The sequence below is a fragment of the Pseudoalteromonas sp. ABV4_021 genome (genome assembly GCF_056159365.1).
This window is the reverse complement of sequence record NZ_JBSWVB010000001.1, coordinates 2005046-2027719: the sequence shown is the minus strand read 5'-3', so window position 1 is coordinate 2027719 and position 22674 is coordinate 2005046. Positions and strand designations below refer to the sequence as shown.

The following is a 22674-nucleotide window of genomic DNA, read 5'->3' as shown; positions in this document are numbered from 1 at the left end:
GAAATTAACTAACAAAAAAGCCGCACAGTGCAAACTATGCGGCTTTTTTTATCGCTTGTTTTTATCGTTTGTTGCGTTTTAAATCGCGCACAATAAAGCGATTAGGGTGTAGCATTTCACTGATGTGTGTTGGCACAGGCAATGGCTCATCGCAAAGAGACGCGACTAGCATTTCTGCAGCGAGCGGCGCTGTACATAGCCCGCGCGCACCTAAGCCTGAAAACACAAATAAACCGTTATTTGGATTAGCATTAGTTTCAAAGCCATAGTGTTTGCCGTTTCTTAGTGGCGCAAAGTTGTTTAACAACGTGTCTTCATCGGGAACTTCACCAACGATAGGTTGGTGATCTGGGGTTGTACAACGAATAGCGGCTTTAGCATCGAGTATTGATTCTTCGGTGATACCCAACTGCTCGGGGTAAAAAGAGCGCAACTGATTTAAATTAATTGCGTTGTCGCTACTACTAATTTCTCGACTCATACTACGTTTTTCAAACGTTGCGCCCATACAGTGAGTGTTATCTAACTGGGGAGTGAAATATCCTTTATGACACAGCACGGTTTTTAGCTTTTGCGATAAGTTGTTTGCCTTAACGCGTGTAACTTGACCACGTACAGGGCTAAATGGCAGTACTTGGGTTTGTGAAAAACCGGTGGTTAACTCACCACAGGTGATGAATACTTGGCTAAATTCACCAACATCTTGATTGTTTGAATCAATAAGTTGATAACCATTTTGTGTTTTTACAATATCGCTAATTTCGGTGTTAAAAATGGTATTATGTGGCGTATTGCTATTACTTGCAGTGAAAATAGCGTTTACTAATGCCGGTGGTTTTACCCAGCCCGCCTCACTAATAAATAAGCCAGAAAAGTTAGCCTCAAAACCGGCAATATCGTTTGCTTGTTGTGCTGATACACCGCGAATTAAAGAACTTGGCCACGCTTTTTTTTCAATAAGTCGCTGTTGAATCTCTACTTTACTGTCGCTGATACCATGTAATAGTACACCGCACCAATCGTGTGGATAGTGATAGCCATTATCATGTATTTGCTGATAAACACGCTTGGCATAATAAAAGCTATGAGCAAAAAACTCGCTTATAGCATTAAAATCAGCTTGTAGATTTGGGTAAACAGCGCCTTGGTGATTATGCGACGCACCTTTTGCGAGCGCATCATCTTTACAAAAAATATCGCAAGTTATGCCCCGTTTTGCAAAGCTGTAAGCTAAGGTTGCAGTGGCAATGCCGCCGCCAATAATCGCAACATTTTCAAGTGATTGCGTGCCCCGCTCAAAATAGGCTGGTTGTGTACTGTTTTGGTTTGCTTTTTCTAATGTGCCAACCACCATTTCACGTTTACGGCCGTAACCTTTTACTTTCTTTACGCTAAAGCCCGCATCGGCAAGGCCTCGGCGTACAAAGCCTGCGGCGGTAAAGGTGGCAAAGGTACAGTCGCTGTGCCCTAGATTGGCCATGCCATCAAATAACGACTGTTGCCACATATCAGGGTTTTTACTGGGAGCAAAACCATCAAGATACCAGGCGTCAACAATACCGTTTTCACCGTAACAAAGCTGTGGCAGTGTGTCTTGAATATCGCCAAACCACAAATCCAATATAACGCGACCTTGGTCAAACTCTAAACGATGACAGCCAGCAATGGCAGTTGGATAACTTGCGACAAGTTGTTCACTTAAGCTTGTTAACTCTGGCCAAGCAGCAAGCGCTTGTTGCAGCGCTGATTGTTCAAGCGGGAATTTTTCAAAGCTAATAAAGTGCAGTTGCTCAACTGATTTGTCGCTATCTTGGTTAAAGCGCTGCCAGGTATTTAAAAAATTTAGCCCTGTGCCAAACCCCGTTTCAGCAATAACAAAGTGCCTTCTAGGATGATGTTGCCAACGCGAAGCAATATTGTTTTGTTGAAAAAACACATAGTCTGACTCTAACAAGCCGTTATCGTTCGAAAAATACACATCGTCAAAGTCTTGTGCGACCGGTGTGCCTGATTCATTAAACTCAATTTTTGCGTGGCGGATCATAATTATTTAAAACAAACTTAACGTAACGCTATTGTACGAGATATAAGGGGGCGGTTAAACTTGATTTAGAACAATTAAGTCTTATTTATTTGGCAGTTAAAGTTAAAATACTGTAAATTCGAAACACGTGTACGCTGAGATTAGACCAGTTTTTTGTAAATAACACGTAGAATAGAGCACAATTATCTTTGTAGAAAAGGTTTATCCATGAAAAGAGCCGTAATTACGGGTATCGGTATTGTTTCAAGTATCGGTAATAATCAAGAAGAAGTACTTGAATCATTAAAAGCAGGCCGTTCAGGCATCACATTCAATCAAGAGTTTGCAGATTTAAAATTACGTTCAAACGTGAGCGGTAGCATTGATCTTGACCCGAAAGAGCATGTTGATCGTAAAGCATTCCGTTTTATGGGTGACGCAGCAGCGTATTCATATATCTCAATGCAACAAGCAATTGAAGATGCTGGCTTAAATGAAGAGCAAGTTTCTAACCCGCGTACGGGCATTATTGTAGGTTCAGGTGGTGGTTCATCTAAGTATCAAGTTGAAGCTGCTGATATTCTTCGTGAAAAAGGCGTTAAGCGCGTAGGTCCATACATGGTACCGCGTACGATGGCATCAACTACTTCAGCATGTTTAGCAACACCGTTCAAAATTAAAGGTGTTAACTACTCAATCAGCTCAGCATGTGCAACGTCAGCACACTGTATTGGTAACGCGGTTGAGCAAATTCAGTTAGGCAAGCAAGATGTTATTTTTGCTGGTGGCGGTGAAGAACTTCACTGGACATTAGCAATGGAATTTGACGCGATGGGTGCATTATCAACGAAGTATAATGAAACTCCTGAGCTTGCTTCACGCACTTATGACGCAAATCGTGATGGTTTTGTTATTTCTGGTGGTGGCGGTATCGTTGTTGTTGAAGAATTAGAGCACGCGCTTGCGCGCGGTGCGAAAATCTACGGTGAAATTGTAGGTTACGGTGCAACGTCAGACGGTTACGACATGGTTGCACCATCAGGTGAAGGCGCAGTTCGTTGTATGCAACAGGCGCTTGCAACAGTTGAAGGTGAAGTGGATTACCTAAACACGCACGGTACATCAACACCGGTAGGCGATGTAAAAGAGCTTGGCGCAATTCAAGAAGTGTTTGGTGGTAAATCACCTGCAATCAGCGCGACAAAAGCGATGACAGGTCACGCTCTGGGCGCCGCTGGCGTACACGAAGCGATTTACTCAATTCTAATGCTACAAAATAACTTTGTTGCACCATCTATCAACATCGATGAATTAGATGAGCAAGCTGAAGGTTTAGATATCGTAAAAGAAGCGCGTGAAACCGAGCTTAACACTGTGATGTCAAACAGCTTCGGTTTTGGCGGTACAAACGCAACGCTTGTAATGCAAAAGTACAAGGGTTAATTAGCGAATGTTTTAGTTATCGCTAAATGAATCTAAGAAAAGCCACTTAAGTGATTGAGTGGCTTTTTTATTCCCGTTAAAATAGCGCATCTCCCGTTCGCCTCAATAGGACAACTATGCGCATTCTTGCAGACCAAAATATGCCTTTGGTCGAAGAGTTTTTTTCAGAATTCGGTGAAATCACTCGATTTGCCGGTCGTGAGCTAGATCCCCAACAACTTATTGATACTGATATTCTATTAGTACGTTCAATTACCAAAGTTGATGCCAATTTATTAGTGCATGCAAACAAACTGAAATTTGTTGGCACTGCAACCATAGGCACAGATCACGTTGATCAAACGCTGTTACAGCAAAAAGGTATCGCGTTCTCCAGCGCACCGGGTTGTAACGCAACGGCGGTTGCTGAATACGTGGTGTCGAGCCTGCTGGCGCTTGCGCAAGAAGATGATTTTAGCTTACGCAATAAAACGGTTGGCATTATTGGGGTAGGCAATATTGGTAGCCGCCTTGCGGTTAAACTTGAAGCTTTGGGCTGTAAGCTACTTTTGTGCGATCCGCCAAAGCAAGCTGCAGGCGAACTAAGTGAAGGTGTGTCACTTGATAAGGTGATTGATGAAGCTGATATCTTGAGCTTTCATGTGCCATTAGTAAAAGAAGGCATTCACAAAACAAAACATCTACTTAATCAAGGTAATTTAGCCAAGTTAAAATCAAATGCGATTGTGGTGAACTCATGTCGCGGTGATGTCATTGATAACTTGGCATTGCTCAACTTTATGCAAGCGGGCGGTGGATTATCGTTAGTACTGGATGTCTGGGAGAATGAACCGAGTATTGAGCAAGCCTTACTACCATACACACGCATTGGCTCGGTGCATATTGCCGGTCACAGTCTCGAGGGTAAAGCTGGGGGGACCGATATGTTGTATCAAGCAGTTTGTCAGCAACTCGGTAAACCAATAACGCACAAAATGGCAGATTTTCTCCCTCAACCTGAGTTTATGGCGGTACATTTAGGCGCTACGTTTTGCGATGCAAATATTTGTCAGTTAGTGCATAGCGTGTATGATGCGCGCCGCGATTATGGCTTATTAAAAAACGGCTTAAATAGCGAAGGATTCGATAGTTTAAGAAAAAACTATCCGGGACGTCGCGAATTTAGCACTTTAACGGTAAAATGCAGTTCAACTGCAAATGCAAAACGTTTAAGCCAGCTGGGCTTTAACGTGATTGAGGAATAACATGTCACAAAAATTCAATGTTGCCGTTTTAGGTGCAACGGGCCTAGTAGGCCGTCAAATTATCGAAACACTAGAAGAGCGTAAGTTTCCAATTGATACGCTGTACTTATTGGCATCAGAGCGCAGTGCCGGCGAAGATATTAAGTTCGCAGGCGAAGACATTGAAGTGATTGATGTTGAGACTTTTGACTTTGCTAATGCCCATATAGCCCTGTTCTCAGCGGGTGGCAGCGTTTCGGAAAAATACGCACCAATTGCAGCAGAAGCAGGGTGTGTGGTTATCGACAATACCTCACATTTTCGTTACGACTACGATGTGCCGTTAGTTGTGCCTGAGGTTAACCCTGAAGCGCTGAGTGACTTTAGAAATCGTAATATTATTGCTAACCCGAATTGTTCAACTATTCAAATGATGGTAGCACTAAAGCCGATTTATGATGCCTATGGTATTGATCGTATTAACGTAACGACTTACCAGTCTGTTTCAGGTGGTGGTAAAAAAGCGGTAGATGAGTTAGCAAAACAAACAGCAAATCTAATGAACGCGCGTCCACTTGAAAACGACGTATTTCCTAAGCAAATCGCGTTTAATGTGATCCCACAAATTGATTCGTTTGAAGATAACGGCTACACCCGTGAAGAGATGAAAATGGTGTGGGAAACGCAGAAAATATTCGGCGATAGCAGTGTAATGGTTAACCCAACCGCTGTGCGCGTGCCTGTATTTTATGGTCATGCAGAAGCAATTCACCTAGAAACGCGTATGCCGGTAGATGTTGAACATGTGAAGCAGCTATTAAACGATGCACCGGGCGTAGAATATATCGAAGATGAGCAAGACTACCCAACACCAGTGACAGATGCGAGCGGCAATGACGCGGTCTATGTTGGCCGTGTACGTCAAGATATTAGCCATCCTCACGGATTAAATCTGTGGGTTGTATCTGATAACACACGTAAAGGTGCGGCAACAAATAGTGTGCAAATCGCAGAGTTGCTAATCGAACAATACCTATAATTGTCAATTCTTTGATGCCAAACAATTATACCACCGTAATTGTTTGGCATTATTCGTAACTTATTGAGTTTCAGTTTAAAGCGGCATGTTCAAATACTGAGATAATGTAATCCCGCCAGTTACTTTACTAATGCTAATTAATGGATATTCAGTGTTTTCTGGTTTATAGTTTTACGCTGAAAATTATAAAAAGAGTCGCACTATTTTAAGCTGTTACAGCTAAGAAACTATAAAAATGGTGCAAACTTTGCATAAGTTTGATGTTCGAGCACCGTGTTCAAGAACATATAAACTTCTCAGAGTTAATATTAAAGGAAACCCATGCGCAGCTTCTTTTCTTCAAAAGCGATTATTTTATTTTCGGCAGTGTTGCTAGGTGCATCGACCCTATCATTTGACCTTTTTGCCGACAGCACTCGCATCCGCGGACCGAAAAACGTAGATATCGGTGAACAGGGGAAACGCTATGGGCCAATCCGCGATTCAGACACGCTATGGCGCATCGCAACAAAATTAAGACCTGATAACTCGGTTACGATTTATCAGGTAATGCAAGCGATTTATCAGAAAAACCCCAATTCTTTCCTCGATAATAATATTAATCACTTGCGCCCTGGCGCTTACTTAGCAATGCCATCAATGCGGGAAATCCGAAGCATTAATGCAGGCTTTGCTCAAGAGCGTTCAGAGCTAGATGACAAACTTTGGGATAAAAAGGTTAAAGGCGAACTTACTCAAACCGAAATCGACGTTGTTGCAAAGCAAGCAGAGCAAGCTAAAAAAGAAGATGTAATCGTTGCTAAAAAAGAACTGAGTGACGAAATTAAGCAGGCAAAAGAAGCGCAAAATGAGAAGTTAGAGCAGCTTAAAGACGAATTTAAATCATCGGTTGATAACGTTGAGGCAATTCTTAACGAAAATGAAAACCTGAAAAAACAAGTTACCAGCCTATCAACTGAACTTGAGCATATTCGCGGCCAATTAGATAGCGATAGACAAACGCTAGACGAATTAAAAGCGCTACTTGCTGACCAGCATCGCATTCTTGCAGAACAAGAAGCCAAGGCTAACGCTGAGGCGGAATCGTTTAGTTTACAAAATTTGACTAATAACCCACTGCTGTTAGTAGTGCTTGCACTTATTCCTGGATTTTTAATTGTTGGCGGCGCAATTTATTGGTTTAAATCGCGTGCGAACAAAGTAGAACCTGAAGAAGAACCCATTTTTGACACGCCAATGTCAAAGGTGCCAGACCCTATCGTAAACGATACCTTAGATGATGATTTAAGTGATGGATTAGATGATGTTCTGGCAGATAACACAGTTGACGATGATTTAAGTTCAGGTTTAGATGAAGGGTTAGACGACCCATTTGATGATGTACTTGATCAAAGCTTTGACGATGCATTAGACGATGATGTTGTTGCACTTGATGATGATCTAGACGACACACTGGGCGAGCCTGAAGACTTGCTCTACGAAGATGAAGAGCCAGCGCTTGAAGAAACTAACACGCTGTTAGATCAAGACGAGCTTGATGGTTTACTTGGTGATGCGCTTGATGATGACTTGTTAGATGAAAGTGATTCAGATGATCTCGTGCCAGATTTAAATAATGATAGCGCAGACGACGAATTAGCAGGTGCTGACGATATTGATGCGATTCTAGCGCAAGATTTTGACACTGGCGCTGATAGTGATGATGTGGCGATTGACGAAATAGCAGAAAGCGATAGTGAAATTGAACTAGATATTCCAGAAGAGCAAGAGCCGCTCAGTCAGGAAGAGCCTGATGTAGCTGATGTCGATGCTATTATGGATGAGCTAAGTAATGATGAGCTAGAGTCTGAAGTAACAGAAAGCGAAGAAGAGAAAGAACCTGAAATCCAATTAGATATGGATGATATTGATGCGATGATCAATGAGGTTGAGGCTGATGATACTGACCTAACCAATCTTGATGCATTAATCGAAGAGGCTAACTCAGATGCAGAACGTTTAGCAGCGCAACAAGCCGCTGCAGAAGCTATTGCAGATACAGACACATCAGAAGATGAATTGGAAGATTCGCTTGAATCAGATGACATTGCCGTCGATACGTTAGAGGAACAACCTGCAGACGAAGCAGATACAAGCGATGTTGATGATATTGACGCATTGCTAGACGAAGCTGCGCAGCCGACAGAAGCTATTGAGTCAGATGATGATATTGATGCCTTATTAGAGCAGACAGCTGAAAGTGATAATGCATCGGCACTCGATGACATCGATGAGCTAATTGAACAAAGTGGAGAAATAGAATCTGAATTAGATGCGACAGAGTCAAATGATACTGAAATTGATGTTGATGATGTAAACGCTGAAGCAGCTGCCCTTGAAGATGAAATAATCTCTGAAGAGTTAGACGAACCAGTAGAAGAATTACTCGAAGAATCGCTAGATGAAGCACTCGAAGAGTCGTTGGGTGATTCACTTGCATCGAGTGAAGAGACGCTAGATGAATTAGATGAACTTGATGCGATTGAGCCTGAAGCGGATGAAATAGAAGCGCTTGAATCTGATGAAGCGTCTAGTGAAGCTGAAATTGATGTTGATGATGTAAACGAGGAAGCAGCTGCCCTTGAAGATGAAATCACCTCGGAAGAGTTAGACGAACCAGTAGAAGAATTACTCGAAGAATCGCTAGATGAAGCACTCGAAGAGTCGTTGGATGATTCACTTGCATCAAGTGAAGAGGCGCTAGATGAACTTGATGCGATTGAGCCTGAAGCGGATGAAATAGAAGCGCTTGAATCTGATGAAGCGTCTAGTGAAGCTGATATCGCTGAAATTGATGTTGATGATGTAAACGCTGAAGTAGCTGCCCTTGAAGAGGAAATCATCTCTGAAGAGTTAGACGAGCCTATAGAAGAATCAGTTGAAGAGTCACTAGATAATTCACTCGGAGAGTCGTTGGATGACACCCTTGAATCAAGTGAAGAGACACTAGATGAATTAGACGAACTTGATGCGATTGAGCCTGAAGCGGAAGAGTTAGAGGCGCTTGAATCTGATGAAGCATCAAGTGATAACGATATCGCTGAAATTGATGTTGATGATGTAAACGATGAAGCTGCAGCCCATGAAGACGAAATCATCTCTGAAGAATTAGACGAACCTGTAGAAGAATCAGTTGAAGAGTCACTAGATAATTCACTCGGAGAGTCGTTGGATGACACACTTGAATCAAGTGAAGAGACACTAGATGAATTAGACGAACTTGATGCGATTGAGCCTGAAGCGGAAGAGTTAGAGGCGCTTGAATCTGATGAAGCATCAAGTGATGCCGATATCGCTGAAATTGATGTTGATGATGTAAACGATGAAGCTGCAGCCCTTGAAGACGAAATCATCTCTGAAGAATTAGACGAGCCTGTAGAAGAATCAGTTGAAGAGTCACTTGAAGAATCATTAGATGATTCACCTGTATCTAATGAAGAGGCGTTAGACGAGTTCGATGAACTTGATGCAATTGAGCCAACAGCCTCAGAAGATATTGACGCACTTGAGTCTGATTTAACGGATATTGATGCTAACAACTTCGATAATTTAACTGAGCAAACGCCCGAGCATGATTTATCGATGCTTGATGAATCTGCATCTGACGTGCAAACAGCAGATGAAGCGTTACTCGATGCACTTGATGGTGACGATGCATTATTAGATGCGCTTGATGAGCCACTTGAAATAGCTGAGCATACTGAATCAGTAGAAAGTGATGAGGTAACGGATACGCTTGAGCCAGAGCAATTGCTTGAAGATATGGCTTTTCCTGATGGTGAATCGTTAAGCGACGATGAATTAGAGAATGATCTTAATGACGCGCTTGATATTGGCATCGACGACAGCATTCTATCTGAAGAAAATGTTGATTTTGGTGATGATCCATTAGCAATTGATGTCGATCTTGGTGCTGAGGATGAGCGTCTGTCTGAGCAATTTGAAAGTGACGAACAATTACGCGCCGATACGCCAAGTCAAACGCTTGATGAATACCCAGAACTTGAACTGGATGAAGCGCTTGAAGAGTTGGATGCGCCAGTGTTTGATAACGAGCAACCGTTACCAGAAATTGAACAAGCGCAAGCAATTAATGATGAAGTCATTACAACAGAAGATTTATCAGCGACAGAATCAGAAAATGACGACTTACTTGATGATGATTTGTTAGGTAGTGACTTAGACAATAGCAATGATATGCTAATCGATGAGCTAGAGAGCACTGACTTTGACAGCTTGTTGAATGAATTAGCAGAGCCTGAGCCTATTTCTAGTGAATCTCAGAAAGATTTTGAATTAGATTTTGATTCTTTGCTTGATGAAAAGTCAGAAGCGCAACCGTTTGAAGTAGAAGAGATTGATACTGCCGAATCTGATTATCTAGATATTGATGATCTGCTTGACGAAAGTGATGACTTAGATGCCGATAATGAGCCTTATCAAAATGTTGATATGGACGTTGGTTTAGGTGATTTTGACGATTTACTGGCAGGGGAAGATTCGCTCGATGTAGATACCGAGAACCAAGGCTTTTCTGCAAAACTAGACCTTGCCCGCGCATACCTTGAAATTAACGATTCAGAAAGTGCGCTGAAAGTTATTGACGAAGTGATCAAAGACGGCCCGCCTGAAGTACAAGACGAAGCGCTTGCATTAAAACAGCAACTGTCTTAAGTTTAATTTGAAAAAGCCCGCATAGCGGGCTTTTTTATACTTGGTATCAAGGCAAGCTCTCGGTATAATTAGGGTTTTTCAAATTCATGGAATAGTGTTCATGCGAGTCGCTCTAGGCGTAGAATATGATGGTTCTCAGTACAGTGGTTGGCAGCGCCAACAACACGTAAACAGTGTACAAGAAGAGCTCGAAAACGCGCTTTCAAAGATCTGTAACGAAAAAATAGAAGTGACTTGTGCGGGTAGAACCGATGCTGGTGTACATGGAACAGGGCAGGTAGTGCATTTTGACACCACCGCTGACAGAGCCATGGTGGCGTTTACGCTCGGTGTGAATGCCAACTTACCGGATGCCATTGCAATTCGCTGGGCAAAACAAGTAAGTGAAGACTTTCATGCGCGTTATAGCGCAACAGCAAGACGCTATCGCTACATTATATATAACAGTACTTATCGACCAGGCATTTTACGTTCCGGTCTTAGTCATTATCACCACCCACTCGATGTAAAACAAATGCAGTTAGCAGCGCCTTATTTGTTGGGCGAGCAAGATTTTACATCGGTGCGCGCTGTGCATTGTCAATCAAAAACGCCGTTTCGAAACATTATGCATTTAAATGTTGAACGTTATAACGACTTTATTGTGATTGATATTAAAGCCAATGCGTTTGTGCATCACATGGTGCGAAATATTGCCGGATGTTTAATTGATATTGGCCAAGGCAAGTACCCACCAGAGTGGATGCAAGAAGTATTAGCGCTTAAAGATCGCACCCAGGCATCTGCAACGGCAAAGCCTGGTGGGTTATATTTAGTGGAAGTGGATTATCCTGAACATTTTGAAATACCTAAATCGAATCCAGGGCCGCTATTTTTACCAAATAGCTTATAAAAAACCGATTAATTAACACAATTTAGCGACATATTAGACCAGTTTTTTATACCTTAGTCGCACGATTAGTGTTTTAATTGCAAAAATTTTCTGTGTAGTTCAAAGCAGATATAGCAGTGAGAGAGATTTAAATGAGCTGGTTAGAAAAAATCTTACCAAAAACAACCAAGTCTACGGGTCGTAAAGAAATTCCTGAAGGTGTTTGGGCTAAATGTGGTGATTGTGACACGATCGTTTACAAGGCAGAACTAGAAAAACAACAACATGTTTGCCCTAAATGTGATCATCATATGCGTATTGGAGCACGTAAACGTCTTGAGCAGTTTTTAGATGACGGTGAGCGTTTAGAGCTTGGCCAAGAGTTTGAGCCAAAAGATGTTTTAAAATTTAAAGACTCAAAGAAATACTCAGACCGTATTTCAAGCGCACAAAAAGTAAGTGGCGAAAAAGACGCACTTGTCGCCATGACTGGCCGCTTAAAAGGTGTACCGGTTGCTGCTGTGGCGTTTGAATTCTCATTTATGGGTGGTTCAATGGCATCGGTTGTTGGTGCGCGCTTTGTTGAAGCAGTTAACAAATGCTTAGAGCATAAAATGCCGCTAATTTGTTTCTCTGCATCAGGTGGTGCACGTATGCAAGAAGCCCTTATGTCACTAATGCAAATGGCAAAAACCAGTGCTGCACTGGATAAAATGAGCGAGCAAGGCTTGCCGTTTATTTCAGTACTTACTGACCCAACTATGGGTGGTGTTTCTGCATCATTAGCAATGCTAGGTGATATCAATATTGCTGAGCCGAAAGCGCTAATTGGTTTTGCTGGTCCGCGTGTAATTGAGCAAACAGTACGTGAAACGTTACCAGAAGGTTTTCAGCGCTCTGAATTCCTTTTAGAGCACGGCGCAATTGATATGATTGTTGACCGTCGTGAAATGCGTGACACCATTGCACGCCTAGTTGCGAAATATATGCACTTGCCGTCAACTGAACAAGAGCATAGAATTGCATAATCTAAACTGATTTAGCAACTTATTGCACTATGACACATGTTGTACCAAGCCAATCATCGAGTCTAGATGATTGGCTTTGTTATTTAGAAAGTATTCATCCTTCAAACATTGATATGGGTTTAACGCGCGTTCGCCAGGTCGGTGAAAAGCTCGGTTATACCGCACTTCCTAATGTTATTTTAATCGCAGGTACCAATGGTAAAGGCACAACTGCACGTTGTTTAGAAGCCTTATTACTATCTCAAGGTTATTCAGTTGGCACTTATGCATCACCCCATTTAATTCGTTATAACGAACGTGTACGTATTAATGGTTCGGAATTACCAGACCAAGATCATGTTGCAGCGTTTCATGCGCTAGAGCAGGGGCGTGGTGAAATTAGTCTGACTTATTTTGAATTTGGCACACTGGCGGCACTTGAAGTATTTAAACAGAAAAAGCCTGACTACATCTTATTAGAGGTAGGTTTAGGCGGGCGATTGGATGCTACCAACATTGTTGAGCCCATCGCTTCTGTTATTACTACCATCGATTTGGACCATAAAGAATACTTAGGTGATACACGTGAGTTGGTTGGTCGCGAAAAAGCAGGTGTTTTCAGAGCTAATGCGCCTGCGATTGTCGGTGATTTGGCTATTCCAAACTCCATTTGGCAATATGCAGAAGAGCTGGGCACACAGGTAACTGCGGCACAGAAAGATTATTCGTTTGCACTGACAGCTGATTTGCTAACGTACCAAAATGGCGATTTAACCTTGTCTTTACCGGTACCAAATATTCCATCGCAAAATGTGGCAACGGCAATTACAACGCTTTACACACTAGGTTTGTTGCCAAATGAAAACACCATTTGTGATGTATTGGCTAACCTTACGGTTGAAGGACGTTTTCAATGCTTGAGCGAACAGCCGTTGGTGTATGCGGATGTTGCACATAATCCTGAATCGGCACGATACTTAGCATCGAAATTAGCGACATTTCAAGCACAGGGCAAAACGATTATTGCACTTGCTGGTATGCTGCAAGACAAAGACCAAAAAGCGGTGTTTAATGCGGTTAAGTCAAATATTGATCAATGGCATTTAGCTAATCTAACGTGCTTTAGAGGCGATAAAGCCGATAATTTATTACAGCAATTACACAGTGAAGTGGACAAGCCAAACGCAACAATTCATGACAGTGTCGCAAGCGGCTTGCAATCGGTTTTAGCAAATATGACCGAAGATCAGTTGCTAATTGTATTTGGCTCATTCTACACTGTGGCTGATGCAATCGCGTTTTGGCAAAATAAGGAGTAAAGGTGAATAGTCAATTTATCAATCGCTTAGTGGGTACGGTTATTGTTGTAACAGCGGCGATTGTATTTATTCCTAATATATTAGATGGCGAAAAAGTACAAAAACGCGAAACGTTTAAAGATATACCTGAACGCCCAGAGTTTAAAGCTATCGATTTAGATCCTGAACCGGATCAAGTGTTGGCTCGTGAGTCATTGCCAAGTACGCCAGTGATTGAAGAAGCCGCAATCGATGAAGGCGAAAATTCGCCATTCAATAGTGATTTGGTTGAACAAGCGCAAAATGAAGCCGAGTTTACGGAAGAAAAGAAAGTCGCAACGGTTGATTTAGGTGAAACACCAACGGTGAACGATGCTAAGGTTGAACCAAAAGTTGCGGTTAAACGACCTGAAAAAAGTAATCTTGAGGATTTCGCTTGGGTGATTCAATTAGGTAGTTTTTCTCATAAAGCGAACGTTGAATCGTTACTTGCGAAACTTAAAGGTGCGGGCTTTACCGCATTTACAAAACCGATTAAAACCCCATCAGGCACACTAACAAAAGTGTTTGTAGGGCCAGAGCTTGATAAGCAAAAATTAGAATCACAATTACCCCAATTGAAAAAATTAACCAAGCTGAATGGCCGAGTGACGCAATTTGAAATCACAAATTGAGCTGGCAATTAGGCGTAAGCTTATATAAAATGCGCGCGAAACATAAAAGGGCAGGTTAATATGATCTGGGTAGATTACACCATTTTGGGTATCATCGGACTTTCATCCTTAGTAAGTTTGATGCGCGGCTTTGTTAAAGAAGCAATGTCGCTTGCTGTTTGGATCGCTGCCTTTTTTATCTCAAGCATGTTTTATGAACATCTCGCCGTCTTCCTTGCTGACACTATCTCCGAACCCCTAGTACGTAATGGCGCTGCAATCGCAATCTTGTTTTTCTCTACCTTGATTGTTGGCAGTCTAGTGAATTATGTACTTGGAGAACTCGTTCAGCGCACAGGTTTATCAGGTACAGACCGAATTATTGGTTTAGTGTTTGGCGCATTGCGTGGCGTGCTCATAATTAGTGCACTATTATTTTTTCTCGATGCTTTCACCAGTGCCCCAAGTAAAGACTGGTGGAGTAGTTCAAGTTTAATTCCAGAGTTTAGCTTTATTATCGAATGGTTTTTTGAATACCTCGAAGATAATTCAAGCTTCTTAACTCAATAACCCCTTATCAGGCGAGGATTTTTCTCATGTGTGGTATCGTTGGTATCGTCGGAACTACCCCGGTAAATCAAACTCTTTATGACGGTTTAACCGTTTTACAACACCGTGGTCAGGATGCGGCGGGTATTATTACCATTGACAATAACACCTTTAGCTTACGTAAAGACAATGGCCTAGTGAAAGATGTATTTCACACGCGCCATATGAAGCGTTTACAAGGCGATATGGGTATTGGTCATGTTCGTTACCCAACTGCAGGTTCTTCAAGCTCAGCTGAAGCACAGCCGTTCTACGTAAACTCGCCATTTGGTATTGCGCTTGCGCACAATGGCAACTTAACCAATGCAGAAGCGTTAAAAGAAGACTTATTTAAAACAGCAATGCGTCATGTAAATACGACGTCAGACTCTGAAATTTTACTTAACATTCTAGCGCACGAATTAGCCAAGCCGAATAAACTTGAGCTATCGCCTGAAGATGTATTCACTGCAGTAACAACGGTAAATAGCAAAGTTGTAGGTGGTTACGCGTCAATTGCGATGATTATCGGTCACGGTATGATTGCATTTCGTGATGCTAACGGTATTCGTCCACTTGTATTTGGTAAACGCGAAACTGAGCAAGGTGTTGAGTACATGTTTGCATCAGAAAGCGTTGCGCTAGATGCTTGTGGTTTTGAATTTATTCGTGATGTTGCGCCAGGCGAAGCCATTTTTGTATCAAAAGACGGTCAGCTGCATTCACAACATTGCGCACAAAATGCAGCATACAGCCCATGTATTTTTGAATTTGTATACTTTGCACGTCCAGATTCGACAATCGATAAAATCTCGGTTTACGCTGCACGTGTAAACATGGGTACTAAACTAGGTGAAAAAGTAAAACGCGAGTGGGCTGACAAAGAAATTGATGTTGTTATTCCAATTCCTGAAACTTCGTGTGATATCGCACTAGAAATGGCAAACGTACTTGAGCTTCCTTATCGTCAGGGCTTCGTTAAAAACCGTTACATTGGCCGTACTTTCATTATGCCTGGTCAAGAAATGCGTAAAAAATCGGTTCGCCGTAAGCTAAATGCCATCGCACAAGAGTTTAAAGGTAAAAACGTATTACTTGTAGATGACTCAATTGTACGTGGTACAACATCGGCACAGATTGTTGAAATGGCACGTGAAGCAGGCGCTAAGAATGTTTATTTCGCATCAGCAGCACCGGAAATTCGTTTCCCTAACGTATATGGTGTTGATATGCCATCAGCGCAAGAACTGATTGCGCATGGTCGCGAAGTTGAAGATATCAATGCAAGCATTGGTGCAGATGGCCTAATTTATCAATCACTGCCTGATCTTATTAGTGCTGTAAGCAAAGAAAACCCTGAAATCAGCAACTTCGAAACATCTGTTTTTGATGGTAACTACGTTACAGGTGATATTGACCAAGCTTACTTAAATCGTATCGATGCACTGCGTAATGATGCGGCTAAATCTGGTCGCGAATCAGCGATGTCATCGGGTTTAGAGCTTCATAACCAAGATGCGAGTGAATAATTTCTAAGAAGTTAATCGATAAAAAAGGAGCTTAAAGCTCCTTTTTGTTTTTATTAACTATATAGTTTGCTGGAAATAGGAATTTATTGGGCTTAGCCCGATGTAAACATAGGGCCAAAACCCGATGTCCACATAATTGCGGTTGCCGCAAGAATTATCACCAGTAACACTAAACCGCAGGTCACTACTGAACTTGCGTAAATAAAGCCTCGCTCTTCAGGAATGTGCATTAAAATTGGTACGCCGGTATACAATAAGTAAACTGAGTAAGCGACCGCGCCACAACCCACAATCACGATAAACCATAGCTCAGGATACACCGCCGCTAGTGCCGACATGAAAATAGGTGTTGAAGTGTAAGCGGCAAGCTCAAGTGTTTGCGTATAACTCGGCTCTGCACCAAACGTAATTGCCATCCAATGTGCTAGGTAGGCGAGTGTAAATACGCCGGCAATGAGGGCGAAGTACATTGATATCGCAAGTAGCATTGCGCTTGATTCAGTTAAGAAAATCCGGTCGCCTACGCCAACACTCCAGCCTAAGTAAACCGATGAAAAATACCCCATAATGCTTGGTACTAAAGCAATCAGTAAAATATGTGACATGCTGTACCCAAAGCTTTCGTGGCGAGCATCAATTGTTTGCCATTCTTCTTTTGGGTGAGCATATAAGCCCCAAAGATGATTTAATATCATATTGTGTTCCTTGTATTACCCTAAACGGATTGGCTAATGTGGTTTTTGACTTCAAATTCATCACTTAGCGTTTGTTGTTTTTTTAAACAAGCTCACTACTACTTATTGGTTATTGTTAATAAAATGTCAAGAAATATAATTTAGGGTTGCTTTTGAAATCTGATAAAGATCAATCTAAGCAAAGGCGGTGCAAGAAGAATCAAGACTTAGTTTAAGTTGTTATGATAAAATTAATTATTATTCATTTTTGTCTAACATAGATATGAGTCTAGCGAAATATCAGGAACTATTAGCACCCATTTATCAGTTTTTGCAGTGCGAAACCCCCGATGAATGGATTACTGAAGCCAAAAAAGCAGAAAACTTACCTGTTTTATTACTCGATCATTTAATTTGTGAATTAAAAGCAGGGCAAACGGCTATGTGGTTAATTCGTAAATATGCCGCAGACAAAAAAAGTGGTGAAGCCTTACTTGAATGGTTTCAGCCTTACGAGAAATTTGTCTATAAAAAAGAAGGTTCGCTTGAATCCTTGGCTGAACACTACAAATTAAGTAAAGAAATTGTGCCAAAGAGTGACTCTAATTTTGGTCAAGACTTAATTGATAAAATGGTATTGCTAATTAAAGAAGAGCTTCATCATTTTTACCAAGTATTAGAGATCATGGTTGCTCGTGGCATTGATTATGAAAATATCACCGCAAGCCGTTACGCTAAAGGCATGATGACTCATGTGCGTACCCACGAGCCTGCAATTTTAGTAGATAAACTGATTTGTGGCGCTTACATCGAGGCACGTTCTTGCGAGCGTTTTGCCAAGCTCGCACCACACTTAGATGATGAACTGTGTAAGTTCTATATTTCCTTGCTTCGCTCAGAAGCGCGTCATTATGAAGATTATCTGGCCCTTGCAGAGCAAGTTGCCGGAGAAGATATTTCCGGTCGCGTAAAGTTTTTCGGTGAAATAGAAGCCGAACTTATTTCATCACCGGATGATGATTTTAAATTTCACAGTGGAAAACCAAAAGAGCGCAGTTAGCGCTCTTTTTGATTGTGTTACATTTTATAAAGGCTCACTAATCAGTTTAATGCCTTGTTGTGATGCCTCGATATACCATAAATCAGTATACCAATCGCCAAGTACATAGCGCGTTTTATTATCATACTTATGCACATTAGGGCGGTGAGTGTGGCCGTGGATCATCTGGCTGACGTTAAATTTAGTAAAGGTGTCACTCACAGCTTGCTCGTTAACATCCATAATGGCCTGTGACTTCATTTTTTTTGATTGTTTGCTGTGCGCACGAATCTTAGCCGCTTTTTTTTGGCGAAAACTGAGCGGTAAATTAAGCATTAATGTTTGCCACCACCAAGAGCGACTCTTTTTACGAAATTTTTGGTATTCGATATCGTCAGTGCAAAGCTCATCGCCATGGCAAACTAGCGTTGGCGTACCATATAAATCAATAACAGTTTGCTCTGGTAGCAGTGTCATATTGCAGGCTTTGGTGTAGCGCTTTTTAATTAAAAAGTCGCGATTACCGTGAGTGAAATAAAGTTTAACCCCTGCCTGACTCAAGTCGTTTAATTCATTAGCAACTTTTTGATTGAGCGCTGTATGATTGTCATCGCCAATCCATGCTTCGAAAAAGTCACCCAAAATATACAGTGCATCTACCGATTTTGCATTCTGCTTTAAGTTATCTATAAAGTTAAAAAAGCCTTGATTTATCAAGGAAGTGTCGTCGCTTAAGTGCAGATCTGCAATAAAGTAGGTTTTATTCATAGTAGGTAAGAATTTGCCTCGGTTACCCGAGGCAAATATGCTTATTAAGCGTCGATAGTTGCGCTTTCAATCACAACTGAATCAAGCGGTACGTCTTGGTGGAAACCATAGCTACCTGTTGGTACTGCTTTGATTTTCTCTACGATGTCCATGCCTTCAACAATCTCGCCAAATACACAGTAACCCCAACCTTGCGATGTTTCGCTAGTGAAGTTTAAGAAGTCATTGTTGTTCACATTAATGAAAAATTGTGCTGTTGCTGAGTGTGGATCTGGCGTACGCGCCATTGCAACCGTGCCTACTTTGTTTTCTAGGCCGTTATTTGCTTCGTTTTCAATTGGTGCTTGTACATCTTTTTGTTCCATATCAGCAGTGAAACCACCACCTTGAACCATAAAGCCGTCAATAACACGGTGGAAGATAGTACCGTCGTAAAAACCCGATTTTACGTAGTTAATAAAGTTTTCTACTGTTTTCGGTGCTTTTTCTGCATTTAAAGCGATTTTGATGTCGCCAAAATTGGTTTTAATAGTAACCATGTTTATTCCAACTGTTAGTTTTTAATAAGTGTCAGGCCTATTTTATAAAATATCTGGTAATAGAACAAAGAAAGATTTATCCGTTAACCACAACCATGTTAAAATGCCGCTTTAGTATGCGCAAACATAGAGGAAATTATAAATGTTGCAGATTTACAACACACTTACACGACAAAAAGAAGCCTTTAAACCACTTGTAGCTGGCAAAGTAGGCATGTATGTGTGTGGTATCACCATTTATGATTACTGTCACGTTGGTCACGCACGCACGTATGTGTCGTTTGATGTGATGAATCGTTTTCTTCGCCACAGTGGCTTTGATGTTACTTATGTCCGTAATATCACAGACGTTGATGATAAAATCATTAAACGTGCAAACGAAAATGGCGAAGCAATTGATGCGCTGACCGTACGCATGACCAAAGCGATGCACGAAGATTTTGATGCGCTTAATATGTTGCCAGCTGATATCGAGCCAACCGTAACCGGTCATATGGATGAAATTATTGAGATGATTGAACGTTTGATTGAGAAAAAGCATGCCTATGTAGCAAGCAATGGCGATGTGCTTTTCGATGTATCAACTTTTGAGCAGTACGGTTCACTGTCGCAACAAGATTTAGATATGTTGCAAGCAGGTGCGCGCGTAGACGTTGCTAAAGGCAAAGACGATCCACTTGATTTTGTACTTTGGAAAAAAGCAAAAGTAGACGAACCGTCATGGTCAAGTCCGTGGGGTGAAGGTCGCCCAGGTTGGCATATTGAGTGTTCAGCAATGAGCAACAAGCATTTAGGCGCGCATTTTGATATTCACGGCGGTGGGTCAGATTTACAATTCCCTCACCATGAGAATGAAATTGCCCAGTCATGCTGCGCTACCGGTGAAAAGTATGTGAATACGTGGATCCACACTGGCATGGTACAAGTAAATAAAGAAAAAATGTCTAAGTCGTTAGGCAACTTTTTTACATTGCGCGACGTGTTAAAAGAGTATGATCGTGAATCGGTACGCTTTTTCTTAATTAACGGTCATTATCGTAGCCAGCTAAATTACTCAACCGAGAATTTAGAACAAGCGCGTGCAGCAATGGAGCGTATCTATACTGCACTTCGTGGTGTTGAGGTGGTCGAAACATCACTTGAAAATGACTATGTGGCACGCTTCAACACTGCGATGAATGATGATTTCAATACGCCTGAAGCATTGCCTGTTATTTTTGAACTGGCAAAAGAAATTAACCGTTTAAAAGATGAAGATGCGAACCAAGCTGGTCAACTTGCATTTATTCTTAAAACACTCGGTGAAATTCTAGGTATCGCACAGCAAGATCCTGAAAGCTTTTTGCAAGGCGAGCAAGCCGATGATGAAGTAGCAGAAATTGAAGCGCTGATTTTACAGCGTAATCAAGCACGTGCTGACAAAAACTGGGCACTAGCAGATGAAGCCCGTGATAAGCTAACCGCTATGGGTGTTGTGCTAGAGGATAGCGCAGGCAACACAACGTGGCGTAAAGCTTAACTTTTTAAGTTTGAACAATAAAAAAGGTTGCCACGGCAACCTTTTTTATTAGAGTGAACTCTGAACGCTAGCTGTGATATGTCTCACACGCTTCAAGTGTATTCGCAATTAAGCTTGCCACTGTCATTGGGCCAACACCACCTGGTACAGGGGTAATAAAGCTGGCGTTTTCAGCGGCAACATCATATGCCACATCACCCACTAATTGACCTGACTCTAGACGGTTAATACCTACATCAATAACAATGGCGCCTTTTTTAATCCACTCACCAGGAATAAATTCAGCTTTACCTACTGCCACAACAACTAAGTCGGCACGGCGAACATGCTCTTCAAGGTTTTTAGTAAACTTATGACAAACGGTTGTTGTACAACCAGCAAGTAACAATTCTAACGCCATTGGGCGACCTACAATATTAGATGCACCAACAACCACTGCGTCCATACCTTTGTATTTAACGCCAGTTGAATCAAGCAATGTAATAATACCTTTAGGCGTACATGGACGAAGCGCAGGCATACGCTGTGCTAATCGACCTACGTTATAAGGGTGGAAGCCATCAACATCTTTATGTGGTGTAATTCTTTCTAAGATTTGCTCTGCATCTAAACCTTCAGGTAACGGCAGCTGTACTAAGATACCGTCAACGTCTGAATCATTGTTTAGCTGTTCTACTAAATCGAGTAGTTGCTGTTGTGTTGCATCACCCGGTAAATCGAACGACTTAGACACAAAACCCACTTCTTCACATGCTTTACGTTTTGAGCCAACATAAACTTGACTAGCAGGATCTTGACCTACTAACACAACCGCTAGGCCGGGGGCGCGTAGTCCTTGTGCTTTACGTTCTGTTACACGTTCTGCAACAGATGTTCTAACTTGTTTTGCAATTGCTTTGCCGTCAATGATGTTTGCTGACATTAAAAAACCTACATATAAGATACTAAAGTGTGGAGTGGGGCGCATTTTCTCATGAATTTAAACAATAGCCAACAGGTGTTAGCGGACAAATGTCCGATATGTTTGATTATCTTTTATGCGTTAAAGTCATGCTTTTAACAAAATGTGAACACTTAGGGTTAAATTTAACCAGTTGAACAGTTTTTTCAAAAAAAAGGTTTGACGGGGCAAGGTCAAATCACTATTATGCACCCCGTTGTTTACGAGCACTCACATGAATGTTCAAAACAGTCGGCGTTTAGCGCAGCTTGGTAGCGCACTTGGTTTGGGTCCAAGGGGTCGCAGGTTCAAATCCTGCAACGCCGACCACTTTTTTATAAAGGGTTTCTGCACGTAAGGTGTGGTTCGAAATGCGCCCGTAGCTCAGCCGGATAGAGCAACGGCCTTCTAAGCCGTCGGTCGAAGGTTCGAATCCTTCCGGGTGCGCCATTTTATAAAAGTAAACAACACACTGCATAAAGTAGTGGCGGCTGTAGCTCAGTTGGTAGAGCCCTGGATTGTGATTCCGGTTGTCGCGAGTTCAAGTCTCGTCAGTCGCCCCATCTTACTTTAGTACTGTTTCGGCGTTTAGCGCAGCTTGGTAGCGCACTTGGTTTGGGTCCAAGGGGTCGCAGGTTCAAATCCTGCAACGCCGACCATTTTTACAGTACACACATCTTATAGTCGGCGTTTAGCGCAGCTTGGTAGCGCACTTGGTTTGGGTCCAAGGGGTCGCAGGTTCAAATCCTGCAACGCCGACCACTTTATCTCCCTCAAAAATCTTTCATTTTGCTTCAAAATTCATCGA

At 41.9% G+C, this 22674-nt stretch carries 17 protein-coding genes and 5 tRNA genes; 17 read left to right on the top strand and 5 right to left on the bottom strand.

From position 1 onward, the window contains the following. Positions 1-61: 61 nt before the first annotated feature. On the bottom strand, positions 62-2044 hold the full coding sequence (gene mnmC, locus ACXAFE_RS09485) for a bifunctional tRNA (5-methylaminomethyl-2-thiouridine)(34)-methyltransferase MnmC2/FAD-dependent 5-carboxymethylaminomethyl-2-thiouridine(34) oxidoreductase MnmC1 (protein WP_475151718.1): 1983 nt from the start codon (positions 2042-2044) through the stop codon (positions 62-64). Between the two features lie 207 nt (positions 2045-2251). On the opposite strand from mnmC, the gene fabB reads away from it, so the two are divergent. The 10 genes from fabB to purF all read left to right on the top strand — a co-directional run bounded on the left by fabB (position 2252) and on the right by purF (position 16387). Continuing rightward, a complete protein-coding gene (gene fabB, locus ACXAFE_RS09480) occupies positions 2252-3466 on the top strand; it encodes a beta-ketoacyl-ACP synthase I (RefSeq protein WP_010559653.1) in 1215 nt (404 codons plus the stop codon). Between the two features lie 116 nt (positions 3467-3582). Then, entirely contained in the window at positions 3583-4710 is a 1128-nt protein-coding gene (locus ACXAFE_RS09475; RefSeq protein ID WP_475151716.1) for a 4-phosphoerythronate dehydrogenase, read from the top strand. 1 nt (position 4711) lies between these two features. After that, positions 4712-5728: an aspartate-semialdehyde dehydrogenase gene (locus tag ACXAFE_RS09470; RefSeq protein ID WP_010559655.1), complete on the top strand. Its 1017-nt coding sequence runs from the start codon at positions 4712-4714 to the stop codon at positions 5726-5728. Positions 5729-6049: 321 nt separating this feature from the next. Further along, positions 6050-10441 carry a FimV/HubP family polar landmark protein gene (locus ACXAFE_RS09465; RefSeq protein ID WP_475151713.1) on the top strand — a complete coding sequence of 1464 codons (4392 nt, stop codon included), beginning with the start codon at positions 6050-6052 and terminating at the stop codon, positions 10439-10441. A gap of 100 nt (positions 10442-10541) precedes the next feature. Beyond that, the gene (gene truA / locus ACXAFE_RS09460; RefSeq protein ID WP_475151710.1) at positions 10542-11333 is read left to right on the top strand and encodes a tRNA pseudouridine(38-40) synthase TruA; all 792 of its coding nucleotides are present in this window, start codon (positions 10542-10544) and stop codon (positions 11331-11333) included. Between the two features lie 131 nt (positions 11334-11464). Beyond that, positions 11465-12340 (top strand): acetyl-CoA carboxylase, carboxyltransferase subunit beta, encoded by an 876-nt coding sequence (accD, locus tag ACXAFE_RS09455; protein ID WP_010559658.1) that lies wholly within the window; start codon positions 11465-11467, stop codon positions 12338-12340. Between the two features lie 29 nt (positions 12341-12369). Next, complete coding sequence (gene folC, locus ACXAFE_RS09450) at positions 12370-13638, top strand: bifunctional tetrahydrofolate synthase/dihydrofolate synthase (RefSeq protein WP_475151703.1); 1269 nt, start codon at positions 12370-12372, stop codon at positions 13636-13638. Between the two features lie 2 nt (positions 13639-13640). After that, complete coding sequence (locus ACXAFE_RS09445; protein WP_475151701.1) at positions 13641-14291, top strand: SPOR domain-containing protein; 651 nt, start codon at positions 13641-13643, stop codon at positions 14289-14291. A 60-nt stretch (positions 14292-14351) separates the two neighbouring features. After that, the gene (locus ACXAFE_RS09440) at positions 14352-14840 is read left to right on the top strand and encodes a CvpA family protein (RefSeq protein WP_010559661.1); all 489 of its coding nucleotides are present in this window, start codon (positions 14352-14354) and stop codon (positions 14838-14840) included. A 26-nt stretch (positions 14841-14866) separates the two neighbouring features. Then, positions 14867-16387 carry an amidophosphoribosyltransferase gene (gene purF / locus ACXAFE_RS09435; RefSeq protein WP_475151698.1) on the top strand — a complete coding sequence of 507 codons (1521 nt, stop codon included), beginning with the start codon at positions 14867-14869 and terminating at the stop codon, positions 16385-16387. Positions 16388-16479: 92 nt separating this feature from the next. Here the strand turns inward: purF and ACXAFE_RS09430 are convergent, their stop codons facing one another. Beyond that, complete coding sequence (locus tag ACXAFE_RS09430; RefSeq protein ID WP_010559663.1) at positions 16480-17082, bottom strand: Yip1 family protein; 603 nt, start codon at positions 17080-17082, stop codon at positions 16480-16482. 262 nt (positions 17083-17344) lie between these two features. Here ACXAFE_RS09430 and miaE point away from each other — a divergent pair, with 262 nt between their 5' ends. Then, on the top strand, positions 17345-18121 hold the full coding sequence (miaE, locus tag ACXAFE_RS09425) for a tRNA isopentenyl-2-thiomethyl-A-37 hydroxylase MiaE (RefSeq protein ID WP_475151696.1): 777 nt from the start codon (positions 17345-17347) through the stop codon (positions 18119-18121). Positions 18122-18145: 24 nt separating this feature from the next. On the opposite strand, the gene ACXAFE_RS09420 is transcribed toward miaE, so the two are convergent. Together ACXAFE_RS09420 and ACXAFE_RS09415 are read right to left on the bottom strand one after the other, a co-directional pair. Then, positions 18146-18868, bottom strand: coding sequence for a UDP-2,3-diacylglucosamine diphosphatase (locus ACXAFE_RS09420; protein WP_475151694.1), 723 nt, complete (start codon positions 18866-18868; stop codon positions 18146-18148). Between the two features lie 44 nt (positions 18869-18912). After that, entirely contained in the window at positions 18913-19407 is a 495-nt protein-coding gene (locus tag ACXAFE_RS09415; protein ID WP_054979888.1) for a peptidylprolyl isomerase, read from the bottom strand. A 142-nt stretch (positions 19408-19549) separates the two neighbouring features. On the opposite strand from ACXAFE_RS09415, the gene cysS reads away from it, so the two are divergent. Beyond that, positions 19550-20926: a cysteine--tRNA ligase gene (gene cysS / locus ACXAFE_RS09410; protein ID WP_475151692.1), complete on the top strand. Its 1377-nt coding sequence runs from the start codon at positions 19550-19552 to the stop codon at positions 20924-20926. A gap of 67 nt (positions 20927-20993) precedes the next feature. Here cysS and folD read toward each other — a convergent pair whose 3' ends face one another. Further along, a complete protein-coding gene (gene folD / locus ACXAFE_RS09405; protein ID WP_475151690.1) occupies positions 20994-21848 on the bottom strand; it encodes a bifunctional methylenetetrahydrofolate dehydrogenase/methenyltetrahydrofolate cyclohydrolase FolD in 855 nt (284 codons plus the stop codon). 271 nt (positions 21849-22119) lie between these two features. Here folD and ACXAFE_RS09400 point away from each other — a divergent pair. The 5 genes from ACXAFE_RS09400 to ACXAFE_RS09380 all read left to right on the top strand — a co-directional run bounded on the left by ACXAFE_RS09400 (position 22120) and on the right by ACXAFE_RS09380 (position 22628). Beyond that, positions 22120-22196 (top strand) — tRNA-Pro (locus tag ACXAFE_RS09400). Positions 22197-22239: 43 nt separating this feature from the next. Beyond that, positions 22240-22316 (top strand) — tRNA-Arg (locus ACXAFE_RS09395). A 37-nt stretch (positions 22317-22353) separates the two neighbouring features. Continuing rightward, positions 22354-22429, top strand: a tRNA-His gene (locus ACXAFE_RS09390). 19 nt (positions 22430-22448) lie between these two features. Beyond that, a tRNA-Pro gene (locus ACXAFE_RS09385) sits at positions 22449-22525 on the top strand. 26 nt (positions 22526-22551) lie between these two features. Further along, a tRNA-Pro gene (locus ACXAFE_RS09380) sits at positions 22552-22628 on the top strand. Positions 22629-22674: the final 46 nt, after the last annotated feature.

Excerpts from the sequence above, each read along its gene's own strand:
- mnmC (WP_475151718.1), bottom strand. The coding sequence starts at position 2,044 with ATGATCCGCCACGCAAAAATTGAGTTTAATGAATCAGGCACACCGGTC.
- fabB (WP_010559653.1), top strand. The coding sequence starts at position 2,252 with ATGAAAAGAGCCGTAATTACGGGTATCGGTATTGTTTCAAGTATCGGT.
- ACXAFE_RS09475 (WP_475151716.1), top strand. The coding sequence starts at position 3,583 with ATGCGCATTCTTGCAGACCAAAATATGCCTTTGGTCGAAGAGTTTTTT.
- ACXAFE_RS09470 (WP_010559655.1), top strand. The coding sequence starts at position 4,712 with ATGTCACAAAAATTCAATGTTGCCGTTTTAGGTGCAACGGGCCTAGTA.
- ACXAFE_RS09465 (WP_475151713.1), top strand. The coding sequence starts at position 6,050 with ATGCGCAGCTTCTTTTCTTCAAAAGCGATTATTTTATTTTCGGCAGTG.
- truA (WP_475151710.1), top strand. The coding sequence starts at position 10,542 with ATGCGAGTCGCTCTAGGCGTAGAATATGATGGTTCTCAGTACAGTGGT.
- accD (WP_010559658.1), top strand. The coding sequence starts at position 11,465 with ATGAGCTGGTTAGAAAAAATCTTACCAAAAACAACCAAGTCTACGGGT.
- folC (WP_475151703.1), top strand. The coding sequence starts at position 12,370 with ATGACACATGTTGTACCAAGCCAATCATCGAGTCTAGATGATTGGCTT.
- ACXAFE_RS09440 (WP_010559661.1), top strand. The coding sequence starts at position 14,352 with ATGATCTGGGTAGATTACACCATTTTGGGTATCATCGGACTTTCATCC.
- purF (WP_475151698.1), top strand. The coding sequence starts at position 14,867 with ATGTGTGGTATCGTTGGTATCGTCGGAACTACCCCGGTAAATCAAACT.
- ACXAFE_RS09430 (WP_010559663.1), bottom strand. The coding sequence starts at position 17,082 with ATGATATTAAATCATCTTTGGGGCTTATATGCTCACCCAAAAGAAGAA.
- miaE (WP_475151696.1), top strand. The coding sequence starts at position 17,345 with ATGAGTCTAGCGAAATATCAGGAACTATTAGCACCCATTTATCAGTTT.
- ACXAFE_RS09420 (WP_475151694.1), bottom strand. The coding sequence starts at position 18,868 with ATGAATAAAACCTACTTTATTGCAGATCTGCACTTAAGCGACGACACT.
- ACXAFE_RS09415 (WP_054979888.1), bottom strand. The coding sequence starts at position 19,407 with ATGGTTACTATTAAAACCAATTTTGGCGACATCAAAATCGCTTTAAAT.
- cysS (WP_475151692.1), top strand. The coding sequence starts at position 19,550 with ATGTTGCAGATTTACAACACACTTACACGACAAAAAGAAGCCTTTAAA.
- folD (WP_475151690.1), bottom strand. The coding sequence starts at position 21,848 with ATGTCAGCAAACATCATTGACGGCAAAGCAATTGCAAAACAAGTTAGA.